This window comes from Streptomyces sp. NPDC111744, from assembly GCF_055634995.1.
Genome location: NZ_JBVKCG010000009.1, coordinates 71,152 through 86,480, shown reverse-complemented (window position 1 = coordinate 86,480; position 15,329 = coordinate 71,152). Strand labels below are relative to the sequence as shown.

General features: G+C 70.2%; 17 protein-coding genes. 2 read left to right on the top strand and 15 right to left on the bottom strand.

Annotated features, from left to right (window positions below):
* Nucleotides 1–200: 200 nt before the first annotated feature.
* From ACZ7OO_RS21470 to ACZ7OO_RS21460, 3 genes are all read right to left on the bottom strand, one after another.
* Nucleotides 201–1,364, bottom strand: a complete 1,164-nt coding sequence (locus ACZ7OO_RS21470) for a cysteine desulfurase family protein (protein ID WP_471506596.1) — start codon at nucleotides 1,362–1,364, stop codon at nucleotides 201–203.
* Between the two features lie 168 nt (nucleotides 1,365–1,532).
* A complete protein-coding gene (locus ACZ7OO_RS21465) occupies nucleotides 1,533–1,808 on the bottom strand; it encodes a DUF4190 domain-containing protein (protein ID WP_352219557.1) in 276 nt (91 codons plus the stop codon).
* A 32-nt stretch (nucleotides 1,809–1,840) separates the two neighbouring features.
* Nucleotides 1,841–2,008, bottom strand: coding sequence for a hypothetical protein (locus ACZ7OO_RS21460; protein WP_352219281.1), 168 nt, complete (start codon nucleotides 2,006–2,008; stop codon nucleotides 1,841–1,843).
* Nucleotides 2,009–2,130: 122 nt separating this feature from the next.
* Here ACZ7OO_RS21460 and ACZ7OO_RS21455 point away from each other — a divergent pair, with 122 nt between their 5' ends.
* Nucleotides 2,131–2,760, top strand: a complete 630-nt coding sequence (locus tag ACZ7OO_RS21455; RefSeq protein ID WP_471506595.1) for a TetR family transcriptional regulator — start codon at nucleotides 2,131–2,133, stop codon at nucleotides 2,758–2,760.
* Nucleotides 2,761–2,841: 81 nt separating this feature from the next.
* On the opposite strand, the gene ACZ7OO_RS21450 is transcribed toward ACZ7OO_RS21455, so the two are convergent.
* Entirely contained in the window at nucleotides 2,842–3,225 is a 384-nt protein-coding gene (locus ACZ7OO_RS21450; RefSeq protein ID WP_471506594.1) for a hypothetical protein, read from the bottom strand.
* Between the two features lie 206 nt (nucleotides 3,226–3,431).
* Nucleotides 3,432–4,283 carry a thioesterase family protein gene (locus ACZ7OO_RS21445; protein WP_471506593.1) on the bottom strand — a complete coding sequence of 284 codons (852 nt, stop codon included), beginning with the start codon at nucleotides 4,281–4,283 and terminating at the stop codon, nucleotides 3,432–3,434.
* Between the two features lie 175 nt (nucleotides 4,284–4,458).
* On the opposite strand from ACZ7OO_RS21445, the gene ACZ7OO_RS21440 reads away from it, so the two are divergent.
* Nucleotides 4,459–5,688: an alpha/beta hydrolase gene (locus ACZ7OO_RS21440; protein ID WP_471506592.1), complete on the top strand. Its 1,230-nt coding sequence runs from the start codon at nucleotides 4,459–4,461 to the stop codon at nucleotides 5,686–5,688.
* Here the strand turns inward: ACZ7OO_RS21440 and ACZ7OO_RS21435 are convergent.
* From ACZ7OO_RS21435 to ACZ7OO_RS21390, 10 genes are all read right to left on the bottom strand, one after another.
* Complete coding sequence (locus ACZ7OO_RS21435) at nucleotides 5,597–6,256, bottom strand: trimeric intracellular cation channel family protein (protein WP_352219276.1); 660 nt, start codon at nucleotides 6,254–6,256, stop codon at nucleotides 5,597–5,599. The genes ACZ7OO_RS21440 and ACZ7OO_RS21435 overlap by 92 nt on opposite strands.
* Nucleotides 6,257–6,303: 47 nt before the next feature.
* On the bottom strand, nucleotides 6,304–7,695 hold the full coding sequence (locus tag ACZ7OO_RS21430) for a M1 family metallopeptidase (RefSeq protein ID WP_471506591.1): 1,392 nt from the start codon (nucleotides 7,693–7,695) through the stop codon (nucleotides 6,304–6,306).
* A gap of 102 nt (nucleotides 7,696–7,797) precedes the next feature.
* The gene (locus ACZ7OO_RS21425) at nucleotides 7,798–8,814 is read right to left on the bottom strand and encodes a 3-oxoacyl-[acyl-carrier-protein] synthase III C-terminal domain-containing protein (RefSeq protein ID WP_471506590.1); all 1,017 of its coding nucleotides are present in this window, start codon (nucleotides 8,812–8,814) and stop codon (nucleotides 7,798–7,800) included.
* A complete protein-coding gene (locus tag ACZ7OO_RS21420; RefSeq protein ID WP_471506588.1) occupies nucleotides 8,811–10,415 on the bottom strand; it encodes a hypothetical protein in 1,605 nt (534 codons plus the stop codon). Before ACZ7OO_RS21420 ends, ACZ7OO_RS21425 begins: the two co-directional genes overlap by 4 nt.
* A gap of 5 nt (nucleotides 10,416–10,420) precedes the next feature.
* Nucleotides 10,421–11,551 carry a 2-oxo acid dehydrogenase subunit E2 gene (locus ACZ7OO_RS21415; protein ID WP_471506586.1) on the bottom strand — a complete coding sequence of 377 codons (1,131 nt, stop codon included), beginning with the start codon at nucleotides 11,549–11,551 and terminating at the stop codon, nucleotides 10,421–10,423.
* Nucleotides 11,548–12,564 (bottom strand): alpha-ketoacid dehydrogenase subunit beta, encoded by a 1,017-nt coding sequence (locus ACZ7OO_RS21410; protein WP_471506584.1) that lies wholly within the window; start codon nucleotides 12,562–12,564, stop codon nucleotides 11,548–11,550. Before ACZ7OO_RS21410 ends, ACZ7OO_RS21415 begins: the two co-directional genes overlap by 4 nt.
* Nucleotides 12,561–13,493, bottom strand: a complete 933-nt coding sequence (locus tag ACZ7OO_RS21405; protein ID WP_471506582.1) for a thiamine pyrophosphate-dependent dehydrogenase E1 component subunit alpha — start codon at nucleotides 13,491–13,493, stop codon at nucleotides 12,561–12,563. Before ACZ7OO_RS21405 ends, ACZ7OO_RS21410 begins: the two co-directional genes overlap by 4 nt.
* Nucleotides 13,490–13,738: an acyl carrier protein gene (locus ACZ7OO_RS21400; protein ID WP_471506580.1), complete on the bottom strand. Its 249-nt coding sequence runs from the start codon at nucleotides 13,736–13,738 to the stop codon at nucleotides 13,490–13,492. The genes ACZ7OO_RS21405 and ACZ7OO_RS21400 overlap by 4 nt, the downstream gene beginning before the upstream one ends.
* A complete protein-coding gene (locus ACZ7OO_RS21395) occupies nucleotides 13,735–13,932 on the bottom strand; it encodes an MbtH family protein (RefSeq protein WP_471506578.1) in 198 nt (65 codons plus the stop codon). The genes ACZ7OO_RS21400 and ACZ7OO_RS21395 overlap by 4 nt, the downstream gene beginning before the upstream one ends.
* Nucleotides 13,933–13,992: 60 nt before the next feature.
* Complete coding sequence (locus ACZ7OO_RS21390; protein WP_471506576.1) at nucleotides 13,993–15,324, bottom strand: MFS transporter; 1,332 nt, start codon at nucleotides 15,322–15,324, stop codon at nucleotides 13,993–13,995.
* Nucleotides 15,325–15,329: the final 5 nt, after the last annotated feature.

Below are 15,329 nucleotides of genomic sequence, written 5' to 3'. Positions count from 1 at the left end.
CGAGTAGGGACCCTCGTCGGTCTCCGGGGCGGTCGCGGTGTCCGCGGAGGCGAGGCCCGCGGCCAGCAGTCCGCCGGAAGCGGAGCGGGAATCGGAGGGAACGGGTTCGGGGCTCTTCGCTGAGGCGGAGAACTCGCCCCCTGGGGAAGCGAGTTGGGCTTGATTCCGCGTGTCGCGGACCACCGTCGCTGTGGCCGGGGTCAGCTCAGTCCGGCGGCCCGGGCGCGCTCCACCGCCGGGCCGATCACCTTCGCGACCGCCTCGACGTCGGCCTGGGTGGAGGTGTGGCCGAGCGAGAAGCGGAGGGTGCCGCGGGCCAGGTCCGGGTCGGTCCCGGTGGCCAGCAGGACGTGACTCGGCTGGGCCACCCCGGCCGTACACGCGGAGCCCGTCGAGCACTCGATGCCCTGGGCGTCGAGCAGCAGGAGCAGCGAGTCGCCCTCGCAGCCGGGGAAGGTGAAGTGCGCGTTGGCCGGGAGGCGGTCCACCGGGTCGCCGCCGAGGATCGCGTCCGGTACGGCCGTACGCACGGCGTCGATCAACTGGTCGCGCAGGGCGCCGATCTCGCGGGCGAACCACTCGCGGCGCTCGACGGCGAGGTTCGCCGCCACCGCGAAGGAGGCGATCGCCGGGACGTCGAGGGTGCCGGAGCGGACGTGCCGCTCCTGGCCGCCGCCGTGCAGGACCGGTACGGGGGTGTACTCACGGCCGAGGAGCAGCGCGCCGATGCCGTACGGGCCGCCGACCTTGTGGCCGGAGACGGTCATGGCGGCGAGGCCGGAGGCGGCGAAGTCCACCGGGGTCTGGCCGACGGCCTGGACCGCGTCGGCGTGCAGGGGGATGTCGAACTCGCTTGCCACGTCGGCGAGTTCACGGACCGGCAGGACCGTGCCGATCTCGTTGTTGGCCCACATGACCGTGGCGAGGGCCACGTCGTCGGGGTTGCGGGCGATGGCCTCGCGCAGCACCTCGGGGTGGACCCGGCCGTAGGCGTCGACGGGGAGGTACTCCACCGTCGCGCCCTCGTGTTCGCCGAGCCAGTGGACCGCGTCGAGGACCGCGTGGTGTTCGACGGGGCTGGACAGGACGCGGGTGCGGATGGGGTCGGCGTCGCGGCGGGACCAGTAGAGGCCCTTGACCGCGAGGTTGTCGGCCTCGGTGCCGCCGGAGGTGAAGACGACCTCGCTGGGGCGGGCGCCGAGCGCTTCCGCGAGGGTCTCCCTGGATTCCTCGACCGTGCGACGGGCCTTGCGGCCGGAGGCGTGCAGGGAGGACGCGTTGCCGGTGATACCGAGGGTGGCGGTGAGAGTTTCTACCGCCTCCGGGAGCATCGGGGTCGTGGCTGCGTGGTCGAGGTAGGCCATGGTGAGTCGATTCTACGGGGGAGGCTCCGCCGTAGGACCGAGGGGCGCCGCGCTCGGCTCGGGCCGGTGGGTCGCCGCCGGCCGTGCGGGTCGGTCGCGCCCACGCGGCGGTAGCCGCATGCCCAGAACAGCCCCGCGCCCCTTTGGGACGCCTGTCCCGAGCCCTGCTCACAGACTCCAGGACACCGTGTTCGAGACCTCCATCGCGATGCCGAGGACCGCCAGGTCCGCCACGCCCAGGGCCAGGCCCAGGTATGCGCGGCCCTTGCGGCTTGTGCCGCGCCACAGGGACACCAGCGCCAGGACGATCGCGATCGGGCCCAGGAACAGGTTCAGGACGAGGAGGCCGAGGAGGCCGAGGATGAAGGAGGCGACGGCCATGCCGTCGGCGTCGCGGGTGCGGGGCTGGGGGCGGGTGGTGGTGGCCGGGGCGGTGAGGTGCAGCATGCTCAGCTCCTGGAAGTCGTGGTGGACGGTCAGTTGGCCGAGGTGCGGCGACGGCGGGCGAGGCGCTCGCGGAGCGCGAAGACGGCCAGCCAGACGACGATCACGGCGGCGAGTCCTGCGGTGACGTCGAGCGGCGCGTGGGCCACGGTGCCCAGCACCACGCCGAGCAGCATGAGTGCGGCGACGAGGAACAGCATGGGGATCGATCCCCCCTCCGTTAAGTTTGGGTGAACGGTTGTAGTAACAGTTGTTCACTGACTTCGAGTCTAGCAACCCGCACGGCTTTTCAATTCCGGAGAACAGTTGTTAACTGGATGACATGAGTCACACTCTCGGCATCCGGCAGGCCCAGAAGCAGAAGACCCGCCAGGCCTTCCTGGACGCGGCACTGGGGCTACTGGAAGAGCAGAGCCTGAGCAGCCTTGGGCTGCGCGAGGTCACCCGGGCCGTCGGCGTCGCCCCGACCGCCTTCTACCGGCACTTCCGCTCCACCGCCGATCTGGGCGTCGCCCTCGTCGACGAGGCGCTGGGCAGCCTGCACCCCATGGTCCGCACGACGGTCTCCACACCCGGCCCGGAACGCATCGACCGTGCCGTGCGGCTGATCGCCGACCATGTGGCCGCGCACCCGGCGCATGTGCGGTTCATCGCCCGGGAGCGGCACGGCGGGGTGCAGCCGGTGCGCGAGGCCATCCGGGACCAACTGGCCCGGTTCGCCGAGGAGGTCAGGACCGAGCTGGCCAAGGAACCCGAGGCCGCGGGCTGGAACGACGACGACCTGCTGATGCTCGCCCACCTCTATGTGGACCAGATGCTCATGACGGCGTCCCTGTTCCTGGAGACCCTGGAGTCGCCGGAGCCCTCGGAGACGGAGCAGCAGCGCGTCACCCGGGTCGCCGCCCGCCAGATGCGGCTGATCAGCCTCGGACGCCAGCACTGGCTGGAGTAGTCCGCATCGGTCCGCGGGCAACACGAAGGGGCGGTGCGTCCGGTCGTCGGATGTACCGCCCCAGCCGTACGGCGTCCGGCGTCAGCTCTTCGTGGCCTGCTGGGTCGGAGCGCCGCTGGGCGCCGCACCGCCCGCGCCGGGACCGCCCTGGCCGCCGCCGCAACCGCCGCCCTGGCCGCCGCCGGGGCCGCCCTTACCGCCGGCGCCGGGGCCGCCGCTCGGCATGCCGGTGGGGGTGCCGGTCGGCCGGGCGGTGGCGTTGCCCGTGGGGGCGCCGGACGGGGCGCCGGAGGGTGCCCCGGTGGCGTTGCCGGTCGGCATGCCCGACGGTGCCTGACAGGACTGCGACTGGCCGGAGTTGCCGCTGCCGGAGGACGACGACGAGTCGCCCGAGCCGCACGCGGTCAGCAGCAGTGGAGACACGGCGAGCAGGGCGGCCGCGGGGACGAGACGTACACGCTTCATGAGAGACAGCTCCATAAAGGATGAGGGAGTCCTGAAGCGTGGCACTCAACCAACGGCGTTTAGGGCGTACTTGGGCCCGCACTGTCCCCGGCCTGTGATTCGGGTAAAGGGCGGCTCAAGTCACCGCGCTGACCTGCGTCTTCCTGGACGGGCGCGCTTTACTCGCTGGTACACGTCCGTGACAGTACGGGGGCACGGCAGGTACGTCAGCCCAGGCGAACCCTGGCCAACTGCCGTGACTGGGCGACCAGTCGGTCCGCGCTGTCCCAGACCTCGGCGTCCTCCTCCAGGAAGCCGCCGGCCAGGTTGCGGGTGGTGACGGAGACCCGCAGCGGGCCCGGGGCGGGGCGGTGGCGGACGTGGACGGTGAGTTCGACGGTGGGGACCCAGCCCTTGAGGCCGATCTCGAAGGCGGTGGGCGGCAGTGCGTCGACGGCGAGGAGCAGGGCGAGGGGATCGGCGTCACGGCCGTCCGCGAGGCCGAACCAGGAGCGCATCTCGCCCTTGCCGGAGGGGGCGCCGAGGGCCCAGCCCAGGGTCGCCGGGTCCAGCTTGAGCATCAGGCGGTCGGTGATGGCGGAGCTGCCGTCGACCGGGGCAGGGCCGTCTTCTGGGCCGAAGCACTGGTCCATGGGCGGGATGGCGGGCGGGGACGCCGTGGTACGGACGTCGTCGGGCAGGGCGGCGAGGTCACCGTAGGAGGCGAGGACACGGATGCGTTCGACCTCGGTGCCCTCGTCGTCGTACTGGAAGAGCGAGGCCTGGCCGGTGGAGAGAGTGCGGCCGGCGCGGACGGTGTCCGTGCGGATCACGGCCGGGCCCGGCCGGGACGCGGTCAGGTAGTGCGCCGAGATGGTGAACGGGTCCGGATGCGGCAGTGTGTCCGCGAGGGCCCGGCCGAGGACGGCCAGCAGATAGCCGCCGTTGACGGCGTTGATGATGGTCCAGCCGGCCGAGAGGTCGATGTCGTAGACCCCGGGCGCACGCCTGATGACGGCGGTGTCGCGGTCGAACTCGCTGTCGCCGATCACGGCTCGCATGGAAGCTGCTTCTGGCATGCGTGAACAGTACAACAGGAAATTACTAAGCGGTAGCTTTTCCAGGCAGACGCGGGGCGGTGCGGTGTGATCGGCGGGCAAGGGATCCACTCCGCCGGGTGAGGTTCCGGCAATTTCTAGGTAAGTGTCCGGACACGTCCGTAACCCGGAGCCGGTAATTCCCCTCTATGGGGACATGAGCCTCACCGGGACTCCGTTCCTCTACACGACCATCGTCCTGTCCGTGGTTGCCCTCATACTGCCGCTCGTCCTGTGGTCGAGGATGCGCGGACCCAAGGCCGTGCGCACCGCGGCCCGGCTCCTGATGCTGCTGTTCGCACAGGCCACGGCGGTGACGCTGATCTTCGTACTGGTCAACAACGAGAACAGCCTGTACGACAACTGGGCCGACCTGCTCGGTACCGGGAACCACGTCCAGCAGGCCGCCGACCTCGGCCGGGACGGTACGGGCGGCATAGCGCTGACACGGTTGCCCAAGGTGAGGCAGGCCTTCACGGCATCCACCGGACCGGGTATGCACGCCGCCGGCGGGGTGCGCGTCACCCAGCTCAGGGGCCGGGTCTCGGGCGTGAACGCCGAGGTCTACGTCTGGCTGCCGCCCCAGTACAACGAACCCGCGTACCGCAACCACAGGTTCCCCGTGGTGGAGCTGCTGCCGGGCTACCCCGGCTCGGCCAAGGCCTGGTTCGGTTCGCTGAAGGTGCACGAGCAGCTGCTGCCGCTGATGAGGAGCGGCAAGGTCGCGCCCTTCATCCTGGTCGCCCCGCGGACCAACCTGCTGGCCGGTGTCGACACCGGCTGCGCCAACATCCCGGGCACGGTCAACGCCGACAGCTGGCTCAGCATCGACGTCCCGAAGATGGTGACCGACAACTTCCGCGCCGCCGCGGCTCCGGCCAACTGGGCGGTCGCCGGGTACTCGGCGGGCGCGCACTGCGCGGTCAAGCTGGCCGTCGCCCACCCGGACCGCTACCGGGCCGCCGTGAGCCTGTCCGGCTACAACGACCCGATCGGCGAACGCAATTCACTCACCGCGCAGAGCGTGACCCTGCGCGAGCGGAACAACCCCTACCTGATGCTGAGGAAGACGGCCACCCCGCCCCCGATCGCCCTCTACCTCTCCGGCGAGTCCGGCGACGGCTACCAGGCCGGGGTGGCGCTCGAACAGATCGCCAAGGCGCCGACCACCGTGCACGTGGTGTATCTGCCGCGCAGCGCGGGCGGCCACAACATGGCGCTGTGGCGGCCCCAGGTGCCGGGGGTCTTCGAGTGGCTCACCGTCAACATGGGCCAGAGCCACGCCCGCGCCGGAACTACTCCTCACGAACCGTCGTCCGCCGATTCCACGCACGCGGCGCTCGCCAGTGGAACCGCATCGCGAGCAGGCGCAGCACGAAAGCGGTGACGACCGCCACCCCGCTGGTGAACGGGGTCAGCGTGTCGTAGTGGATGCACAGCACCACCATCGTCGCCCCGACGATCGCCGGGACCGCGTACAGATCGCGGTCCCAGCGCAGCAGTGAGGGAACCTCGTTGGCGAGTACGTCCCGGAGCACTCCGCCGCCGACCGCGGTGGCGAGCCCGAGGGCGGCCGAGGCGGTCAGGTTGAGGCCGTAGGAGTACGCCTTCGTCGTGCCGGTCACGCAGAACAGGCCGAGACCGGCCGCGTCGAAGACCAGGACCGCGGACTGGATGCGCTCGACGTGCGGGTGCAGGAAGAACACCACGAGCGCGGTGAGCAGCGGGGTGATGAAGTACCCCAGGTCCGTGAAGGCGGCCGGGGGCACCGCTCCGATGATCACGTCCCGGAAGATCCCTCCGCCCAGCGCGGTGACCTCGGCGAGCACGGCGATGCCGAAGACGTCGAAGTTCTTGCGGACGGCCAGCAGCGCGCCGGAGATCGCGAACACGAAGATGCCGATGACATCGAGCGTGTGCTGGACGGAGGGAGAGAAGAGGTTCTGGAGCTGCACCCCGACATTGTGACCCGGCAGGGTGCATGAACCTTACAAAGCCAGGCTCACAGGGCGGGTTTCCCTGTGGTGAACAGCCAGGTCCGGAACAGGTCGTCGAGCTGCTGCCCGGAGACCTTCTCCGCGAGGCGGATGAAGTCGGCGGTGTCGGCGTTGCCGTAACGGTGCAGCTTCGTCCACGCGGGGAGGAGCTTGAAGAACGCGGTGTCCCCGATCCGCTCGCGCAGCATCTGGAGGGTCATCGCGCCGCGCTGGTACACGGCGGAGGCGAACATGGTGTCGCGCTGCGGGTCGGCGACGACCGTCTGCCAGAAGGGGCTGTCGGCGGCGCGGGAGTTGTAGCCGGCCAGGAAGGAGTCATGGGCCGAGCGGGTGCCCTGGTGCTCCGCCCACAGCCACTGGGCGTAGGTGGCGAAGCCCTCGTTGAGCCAGATGTCCTTCCACCGCGCCACGCTCACCGAGTCGCCGAACCACTGGTGGGCCAGCTCGTGCACGATCGTCGTCTCGTTGCGTACCGCCGAGTAGGCCGGCTTGCTCTGCACCTCCAGCGAGAACCCCGCTTCCGGCATGTCGTCGACGATCGCGCCGGTCTCCTCGAAGGGGTACGGCCCGAAGATCTGCGACCAGTAGTCGGTGGCGGCGGCCGTCACGGCGTACACGTCGACGCTGTTGCTGTTCGCGAGCACGGGGTCGATGGCGACGTAGATCGGGATGCCGGAGGGCGTCTTCCCCGTCCGCACGTCGAACTTCCCGATGGTGGCGGTGGCGAGATAGGTCGCCATGGGTTTCGACTCACGCCAGTGGGTGTACGTCGAGGCGCCCTTGTCGTACGTGTTCACGAGCCGGCCGTTGGACACACCCGTCAGACCCTTGGGCGCCTTGATCCGGATGTCGTAGGTGGCCTTGTCGGAAGGGTGGTCACTGGACGGGAACCAGGTGGAGGCGGCGTTGGGCTCGCAGGCGACGAAGACGCCGTCGGGGGTCTTCATCCAGCCGTAGTCGGAGCCGAAGACGATGGGGCCGTTGAGGGGTTCGGGTATCCCTCCGTAGGTGACGGAGACGGTGAACTCGTGCCCCTTGGACAGCGGGTTCCTCGGCGTGACGGTGATCTCGTCGCCGGCGCGCGTGAACCGGGCGCGTCTGCCGTTCACTTCGACGTGCGTGACCTCCAGCTTCTGGAGGTCGAGGTCGAAGGAGGAGAGGTTCTGGGTGGCGCGGGCGGTGAGGGTGGTACGGCCGTCCAGGCGCCCGGTGTCGGGGGCGTAGGCGACGTCGAGGTCGTAGTGGCGGGCGTCGAAACCGCCGTTGCCGAGCTGCGGGAAGTAGGGGTCACCGATGCCCGTGGCGCCCGGGGTGGGGGCGGGGGCGGCCGCGATGACGAAGGAGGCGGCTGCCGCGGTGGCGACAGCCGCCAGACGTGCCGAACGGGAGAGGCGCATGAGTCGTCCCTTTCGAGCGTGCCGGTCAGCGAACAGACACGGTCGACTCTGCGCCCTCCCGTTAGGGCATGTACATGCCTTTACAGATTTGTCATGCTCCGACTAGATACGCAACAGCGTGCACGCCCAGTGCATGCCGGTGCCGGTGCTGGTCAGAGCGACCAGGTCGCCGGGGGCGAGATCGCCGTCGTCCAGCAGCCGTTCGAGGGCGAAGAGCTGGTCCGCCGTGCCCAGATGACCGTGCTCCATGGCGAGTTCGGCGTTGGTGCGATCCAGGCCCACCCCGAGGTCGCGGGCGAAGGCGCCGAGCGCCTTCGCGTTCTCGTTGAGATGAAGGACACGGCGGAGATCGCCAAATTCCACCGAAGCGCGCTTGCAGGCCCGGTCGATCACCTCCCGGGTGTTCGACTGGATCCGGCGCGCGTACTCGAGCATCGACCGCACGTCCCTGCCGAAGTAGTTCTGCATCTCGTCGAAGGGGCTCGCCAGTACCCCCGGATCGACGTCCCGGGACGAGAACGGCCGGGCGGTGCCACCGCCCGGCAGCCGTGCGAACCGGGCGTACCGGCCGTCCGAGATCGTCTCGGTGACCAGCCAGCGGCCGGCCTCGTGACCGCGTACGGCCACCGCGGCGACCGCGCCGTCGGAGGCGATGGAGGTGTCCGATTCCATCCGGTTCTTGTACGTCTCGCACACCCGGCTGGCAGTCACCAGGAGAGCGACACGGTGATCGGGGTGGGTGGCGAACCGGCCGGCCACCAGGTCGAAGGCGATGACGCCACCGCTGCACGCCTGGTTGACCAGGACCGCCTCCGCCCGGTGGGCGCCCAGTGCGGCCTGGCAGGCCGCCGCCGCATCCCAGTACAGGTGTTCGGCCACATCCGGTATGGCCAGGACCAGCAGATCGACCTGGTCGGCCGTCAGATTCGCCTTCGCCAGCGCCGCGGCCCCGGCGGAGACCGCAAGATCCGTCACGCCGACGCCCTCCTCGGCCCGGTGGAAGCCCCGGTAGCCCCAGTCCCGGATCCGCTCCAGGTCCGCCGTGTAGCGAGGGGCGGCGTCGATCACGTTCTCCGCCGTGCCCAGCGTGTGCGCGAGCGACACGATGCCGTACGTCACCGGTCACCCTCCTTCCGTACGATCGTCATCCGCACCTGCCTGCCGGACGGGGCTTCCCAGGTGCGCTCCGCCGAGGCACGCAGGAAGTCCACCGCCACCTGGTTGCGTCCTGTCTCCTCGTACTCGACGACCACGGTGTGACAGCCGTCGCCGTCGGCACGGGCGACGATCTCCTGGAGCACCCTGTCCTCGACTCCCCGGCCCATCGCGGGGCACGAAACGGAGAAGACGTCGACCGTGGCCACGGCGTCCGCGTGGTGAACGGCAGCCACGGCACTCGTTCCGTAGTCGCCCAGCCTGTCGGTGACCCGTGCCGCTATGGCGAACCCCGGCCCGGACGGGTCCGGCGGACGGTTCTCCCCGAGAGTGAAGTCGTGGGCCCGGGCCACCAGTTCACTCGTGTGGTCGTCCAGAGCGCGGTCCACACCGTGGAACGTCACCTCGACGCCGAGACCCGTGATGAAGTCCTGCAGCGACACCTCCGGGCGTCTCCCGGACGCCGGGTCCTCTCCCGCGTCCCCCGGACCGTCCGGTGTCCCTCCGGCGTCCTCCGGTCCCGGCAGGGTGTCGAGCAGCCCGGCCGCCGCGATGTCCGACACCCAGTCGGCGGGCTCCTCACCGAGCCGGACCACCTCTGCCGCTCCGGCATCGACGGGCGCGGATGCCGCGGTCAGCAGGACCGTCGAGGTGACCGACACCCGCAGCCGGGCGGCCACGGACGCCAGCTGCTCGGCCGGCGGCCTGCCGTCGGCGACCAGTGCGACCCTCGCGTCGGCCAGCAACTCCGGAAGTGTGCCCGCCAGAACCGGTCCCAGGTCCGGGGCCGGCTCCGCGGCGCGGACCGCCAGACGGTGCCCGCACCGTCGCAGCAGCTCCAGGGGCTGCCTCAGCTCCGCCAGGCTGTCCGTGCCGACCGCAGCCAGGTCGAGGACGACGGCGCGCGGGCCCCTGCCCAGGCGGAGTCGCAGCAGGCCCGCGAGCTGCCGGGCGAGGTGGTCGAAGACGGCTTCCGCGTACGGCACGCGGGCGACCCGGTACATCACCGGCCGGTGTGCGCTGCCCGTGCCCACCGCACGCACGGCCTCCTCCGCGTCGGCCACCAGCACGTTCGGCCGGCCCGACAACATCGCGCGCAGGCGTTCCCTCACCGCTGCCGCCGTCGCCGCGGTACCGGTGCGGCGGCCCCCGTCGCCGACGCCGTACGACCGCAGCTCCGGAACGGCGGGCAGCACGAAGGCAAGGCACGAGCGCCACCGCCGGGCGGCGGCCAGGGCGGCATCCGCGATCTGCAGGAGGTCCCGACCGTCGTCGGCGTAGTCCTCCAGCCGGGGCGCCACGACCAGCACGTCCGGCCGCAGCCGCCCGGTGTCCGACGTGTCGTCCAGGCACTGCTGGAGGATCTGGTGGTACGGGCCGACGCTGAGGTCGGCCCGTACACCCGCGTCGTGCAGTCGCACTCCGGTGTAGGGCACCAGCGGATCGATGGTGTAACTGGCCAGCAGGCGCACGGTCGTACCGGAAGGCGCGGAACCATCGCCGGACAGCCGTGTCCAACGGGTGCGCAGTGCCAACAGATCGGGGCGGGACGGGTGTGCGGCCACGCCGGTCACCCCGCCGCCGTGCCGAGGACCGCCGGGGACTCCAGGTCCTGCTTCAGGCCCTGGAGAAACGTCATCGCGTCACGGCCGTTGACCACCCTGTGGTCGTAGACCAGGCCGACGTGCACGTGGCGGCGGACGACCGGACGGCCGTCGGCGCCCAGGACGAGGCGCTCTTCGGTGCCGCCCAGTGAGATGACGCAGGTCTGGCCGGGGAAGACGATCGGGGTGGCGAGCACCACACCCTCGGTGTTGTGCAGGGCGACCATGATGTTCGCGTCGGCCAGCTCGCTCGCCCGGAAGGAGCCGCGCAGCGCCTTCACGCGGTAGTCCATCAGAAGCTCGCCGAGCTGTTCGGTGGCGAGCGTGGCCGCGTCCCGGACCACCGGCACGAACAGTCCCTTGCCGAGGTCCATGGTCACACCCACGTCCGCGGTCTCCGGGATCCGGACGCTGCCGTCGTCGAGCAGCCGGGCGAAGAACAGCGGCTGCTCCGCGTGGCGCCGGGCCACCGCCTTGACCAGCAGCTCCGGCAGAGCGAACGGTGCGCCGCCGTCCTCCGAAGCCTGCCGCGCAAGGGCCAGCGCCTCGTCCACGTCGACCCGGACGTAGGCCGCGGCCGCCGGGATGGTCCGCATCGACTCGGAGACGACGGCACCGACCGTCCGCTGCCACTGCGGCAGTTCCCGGCCTTCGGCCGTGTCCGTTTGATCCGTGCGGGCGAGCAGTGCCTCGATGTCGGCCCGGCGGATCACCGTCCGCCCGATGGCACGCAACGCGTCCTCGGTCAGGCCGTGCTCGTCGACCAGCGCCTGGGCGCCCTTGGTGACGACCAGACCGGAGGCGGGCTCCTCCGGGGCCTCGGCCGAAGCCGCGCTGGTCCGCAGGAACTCCTCGCGCTCCTCGGGGGTGCCGAAGACATGGGCGATGACCTGGCCGGGGCGGCAGTCCTGACCGCTCTTGACCAGGCTGTGCAGCACGCCCTCGCCGGGGCTCTCGATCTCCTCCTGCGCCTTGGACGTCTCGATGACGGCAAGCGGCTGCTCGGCCTCGACCTCGGCGCCGTCGTCGGCGAGCCACTCCACCAGCACATAGCTCGTGTCGTTGTTGTTGAGTTTCGGCAGCTCTATGTCGATCACTTGCTAGCCTCCGCGATGGCTCGGTGGATGGTCCGGCTCTGGAGAACCACCTCACGCTCCAGATGAGCCGCGGTCGGGATGATGCTGGGCTCCGCGCTGAGCAGCAGCACGGGACGGCTCAGCCGTCCCCACAGCTGGGTGTGGGCCTGCTGGGCGAGCAGCTCACCCCAGGTTCCGCCGGCCGTGCCGTCCTCCACCACACAGATGCCGCGGGCCCGGGACAGAAGCGGACGCAGCGTCGAAAGGTCGAACGGATACAGACGTGAGGGCACCAGCAGTTCGCAGCTCAGTTCCTCTTCCACGAGCAGCGACCGCATCGCCTCGACGACCCGCTCGGAAAGGCCGCCGGGTGCGATGACGATCCAGTCGGGCTCGGCCTCGTCGTCCACCGGCTGAACGTGCGCGGTGGGATTGTCCTCCCCGACCAGTTCGTAGCGGAACAGTTCGTCGACGACCCCGTCGGCGAACAGTGGCCGGGTGTAGAGCACCTTGTCCTCGAACAGGACGCAGGGCTGCTCACGGTTCAGCATGGCCGTGAACACGTCCTGGTTGTCGTGGAACGGCGTGGTCTCGTACAGGCTGAGCTCCGGAATGCCGATGAAGTGCTTCTGGATGCTCTGACTGTGGGTGGGACCGTAGCCGCGGTTGCCCCCGGTCGGGCAGCGCACCACCATGCTGAGCGGAACTCTTCGGCCGTACATGGACACCGACTTGCTGGCGAAGTTGAGCAGCTGGTCGAAGGCGAGGGACGCGAAGTCCGCGAACATCATCTCGACCACCGGCCGGTTGCCGGCGAGCGCGAGCCCGGCGCCCACCCCGGTGATGCCGCTTTCGCTGAGCGGTGTGGTGATCACTCGCTCCGGATGGCGTTCGGACAGGCCCTTTGTCACCTTGAAGGCGCCGCCGTAGGGGTCGGCTATGTCCTCGCCGAGCACGTAGACGGAAGGGTCCGTGTCGAGCAGGGTGTGCAGGGCTCGGTTGAGGTTCTCGGCGACTCGCTCGCGTCTGGTCATCGTTCCTCCCAGCGGGCGGCGGGGCGCTCTTCGATCTCGCGCACGATGGCGGCGGTGCGTTCCCGCTGCCGGCGGTCCGCCGACTCGAAGTGGTCCGGATGGTCCTGCTGGTACCGGCGGTACCAGTCCTGCCGGGCGGCCCGCTCCACGAGGTCGAGCGGCCTGGAGTCGTCGCCCTTGCTGTGCGGGCCCACCCGGTGGGTGAGGAACTCGACGACGCAGGGCCGTCCCCGGCGCACCCCCGCCACGACCGGGGCGAGACCACGCCGTATCACCTCGACGTCCACGGAGTCGACGAGATGGTGATCCACCCCGAAGGCGGCCGCCCGGGCCCTGATCGTGCCGGCCATCTCCCGCTCCGTGGGCGTGGACTGGGCGATCCCGTTGTTCTCCACGACGACGAGCACGGGAGCGTCCCACAGGGCTGCCATGTTGAGGGCCTCGTACACCGAGCCCTCGCCCCACGTGCCGTCGCCGATGTGGACGACGGCGATCCGACCGGGCTCGGCGCGCTTGAGGTGAAGGGCCACACCCACGGCGACGGGCAGGCTCTGTCCCTGGACACCGGTGGACAGATAGCGGTCACGGTAGATGTGCTGGCTTCCGCCGACGCCGTTGCACACGGCGCCCTCCCGGCCCATCACCTCCGCGAGCAGGCCGTGCGGATCTCGGAAACGCGCCAGGTAGTGACCATGGCCGCGGTGGTTGCTGAAGACATGGTCGCCGTCGTCCAGCAGGGAGTAGAGGCCGACCGGAACGTACTCCTGGCCGAGGCAGGTGTGCGTGGTGCCGTTCAGCCGGCCCTGGGAGAACAGGTCCAGGAGGGCCAGCTCGAAGTGACGGATCATCAGCAGGTCGTCGAGGTCCTGGTCGCGCAGCCGCGTCAGGCACGTGCCGGTCTGCCCCGGCTCCGCCGTGGTCGTGGTCATGCGCTCACCCCTTGGGCGGCGAGTATCCCGCGTACGGCGGCGACGGTGCGCATCGCCCTGATGTCCTGCTGCGACAGGGAGACGCCGTAGACCTCCTCCAGGGAGACCACCAGTTCCAGGTGCTTGAGGCTGGTCCAGGTGGCGACCTGGTGCGGGCCGAAGTCGTCCTCCAGCTCGGCCGGGTCGACGCCGAAGACCTGGGCCATGACATCGCGGAGCGCCGCGGCTTCCGTGCTCTGGCTCATCGTGCCTCCCGCAGACTGCGCGGGCGCATGTCACGCCACACGCTCTCGATGTGGTCAAGGCACTCGGCCCTGGTCCCTGAGTGGCCCTCGGCCCGCCATCCGGCGGGAAGTTCCCGCTCCCCGGGCCACAGGGAGTACTGCTCCTCCTCGTTCACAACGACGAGGTACCGCAACTCGGTCGTGCTGTCGTCCACCGTCGACTCCTCGAGTTCTTCGTTTCAGGGGAATTGCGTGAGGCGGGCGGGGCACCCGCCTCAGGCGGCCTCCACGGCCTCGGCGTGCTCCTCGGGGGCGGGTATGAGGACCTCCACCCTGCGGATCAGCGGGACCAGATAGCCGAGCACACCGATCAGCACCAGTACGGCGCCACCGAGCACGCACATCAGCGCCATGCCGGCCCCCGGCCCCGTGCCGACCAGGCCGCCGAAGTAGGCCGTGAGGTCACCGCCCTTCTCCATGCCAGGCACGAAGAAGTGGTCGGCGAGCAGCCCCGACAGCCCGAGGGCCAGCGGCATGGAGAGGTTCTCGACGAACTGCTGGGCGGCGAAGACCCTGCCCTGCGCCCCCTTGTCGACCTTCTCCTGCCAGATCGACTGCGTGTAGCCGTCGATGACGGGGATCGCGCCCCAGCCGACCAGCAGCGACAGGGACCAGATCAGAACCGAGTCGCCCAGTGCGAACACCACGCGGCCCAGCAGGCCCAGGCCGATCACCCCGCCCAGGACGTACTTCATCTTGTCGTCGCGTCCGCCCAGCGCCCCGACCAGAAGGCCTCCGAGCACCCCGCCCACCGCTCCGACCGTCTGGACGACGCCCGCCTGTGCGGAGCTGTTGCCCGTCTCCGACAGGATGAAGGGGATCATCACCGTCCAGGTCACCGCCGCGGTCAGGCCCACCACGAAACTGAGTCCGAGCAGGAAGACCAGCGGTGGCCGGCGCAGGATGTACCGGAAGCCGAACGCCGAGTCCCGCCACATGCTCGTGCGCTCGGCACGCGGCTCACGCTGTTCGTTCTGCGGGATTGCGACCACGAACACGGTGGCCAGGGCGAAGAGATAGCTGGCGGTGTCGACGGCGACGATGACCTTGATGTCGGTCAGCGCGAGCAGCAGCGCCGCGAGGGTGGGAGCGGCCACGGCGGGCAGTGAACGGACGAGGGACATCATCGCGTTGGCGCGTGGGAAGTGCCCGCGCTTCATCATCTGGGTGATCGCCGCCGCGTACGCCGGGTACTGGAAGGCGAGGAACGCTCCGGTCACGACCGCGGTCGCGTACAGCATCCACGGGTGCACCGTGGTGGTGAGGAAGAGCACCAGCAGCGCTCCGGTCGCCGCGAGGGACCCGAGGTCGCTCATCACAATGGTGAGACGCCTGTTCCACCGGTCGATCAGGGGGCCCGCGACCGGGCTGAAGACGACGGTCGCGGCGAAGGAGCAGAACGAGAGCAGCGCGACGTCCGACACCCGCCCCGATTCCTGCCAGACCCAGAGCCCCAGGGCGAAGGCCGTCATCCGGGTACCCACTGCCGAGACGATCTGTCCCAGCCAAATGATGCTGAACGCACCGAAGCCTTGCGGCCTGTGCATCACGT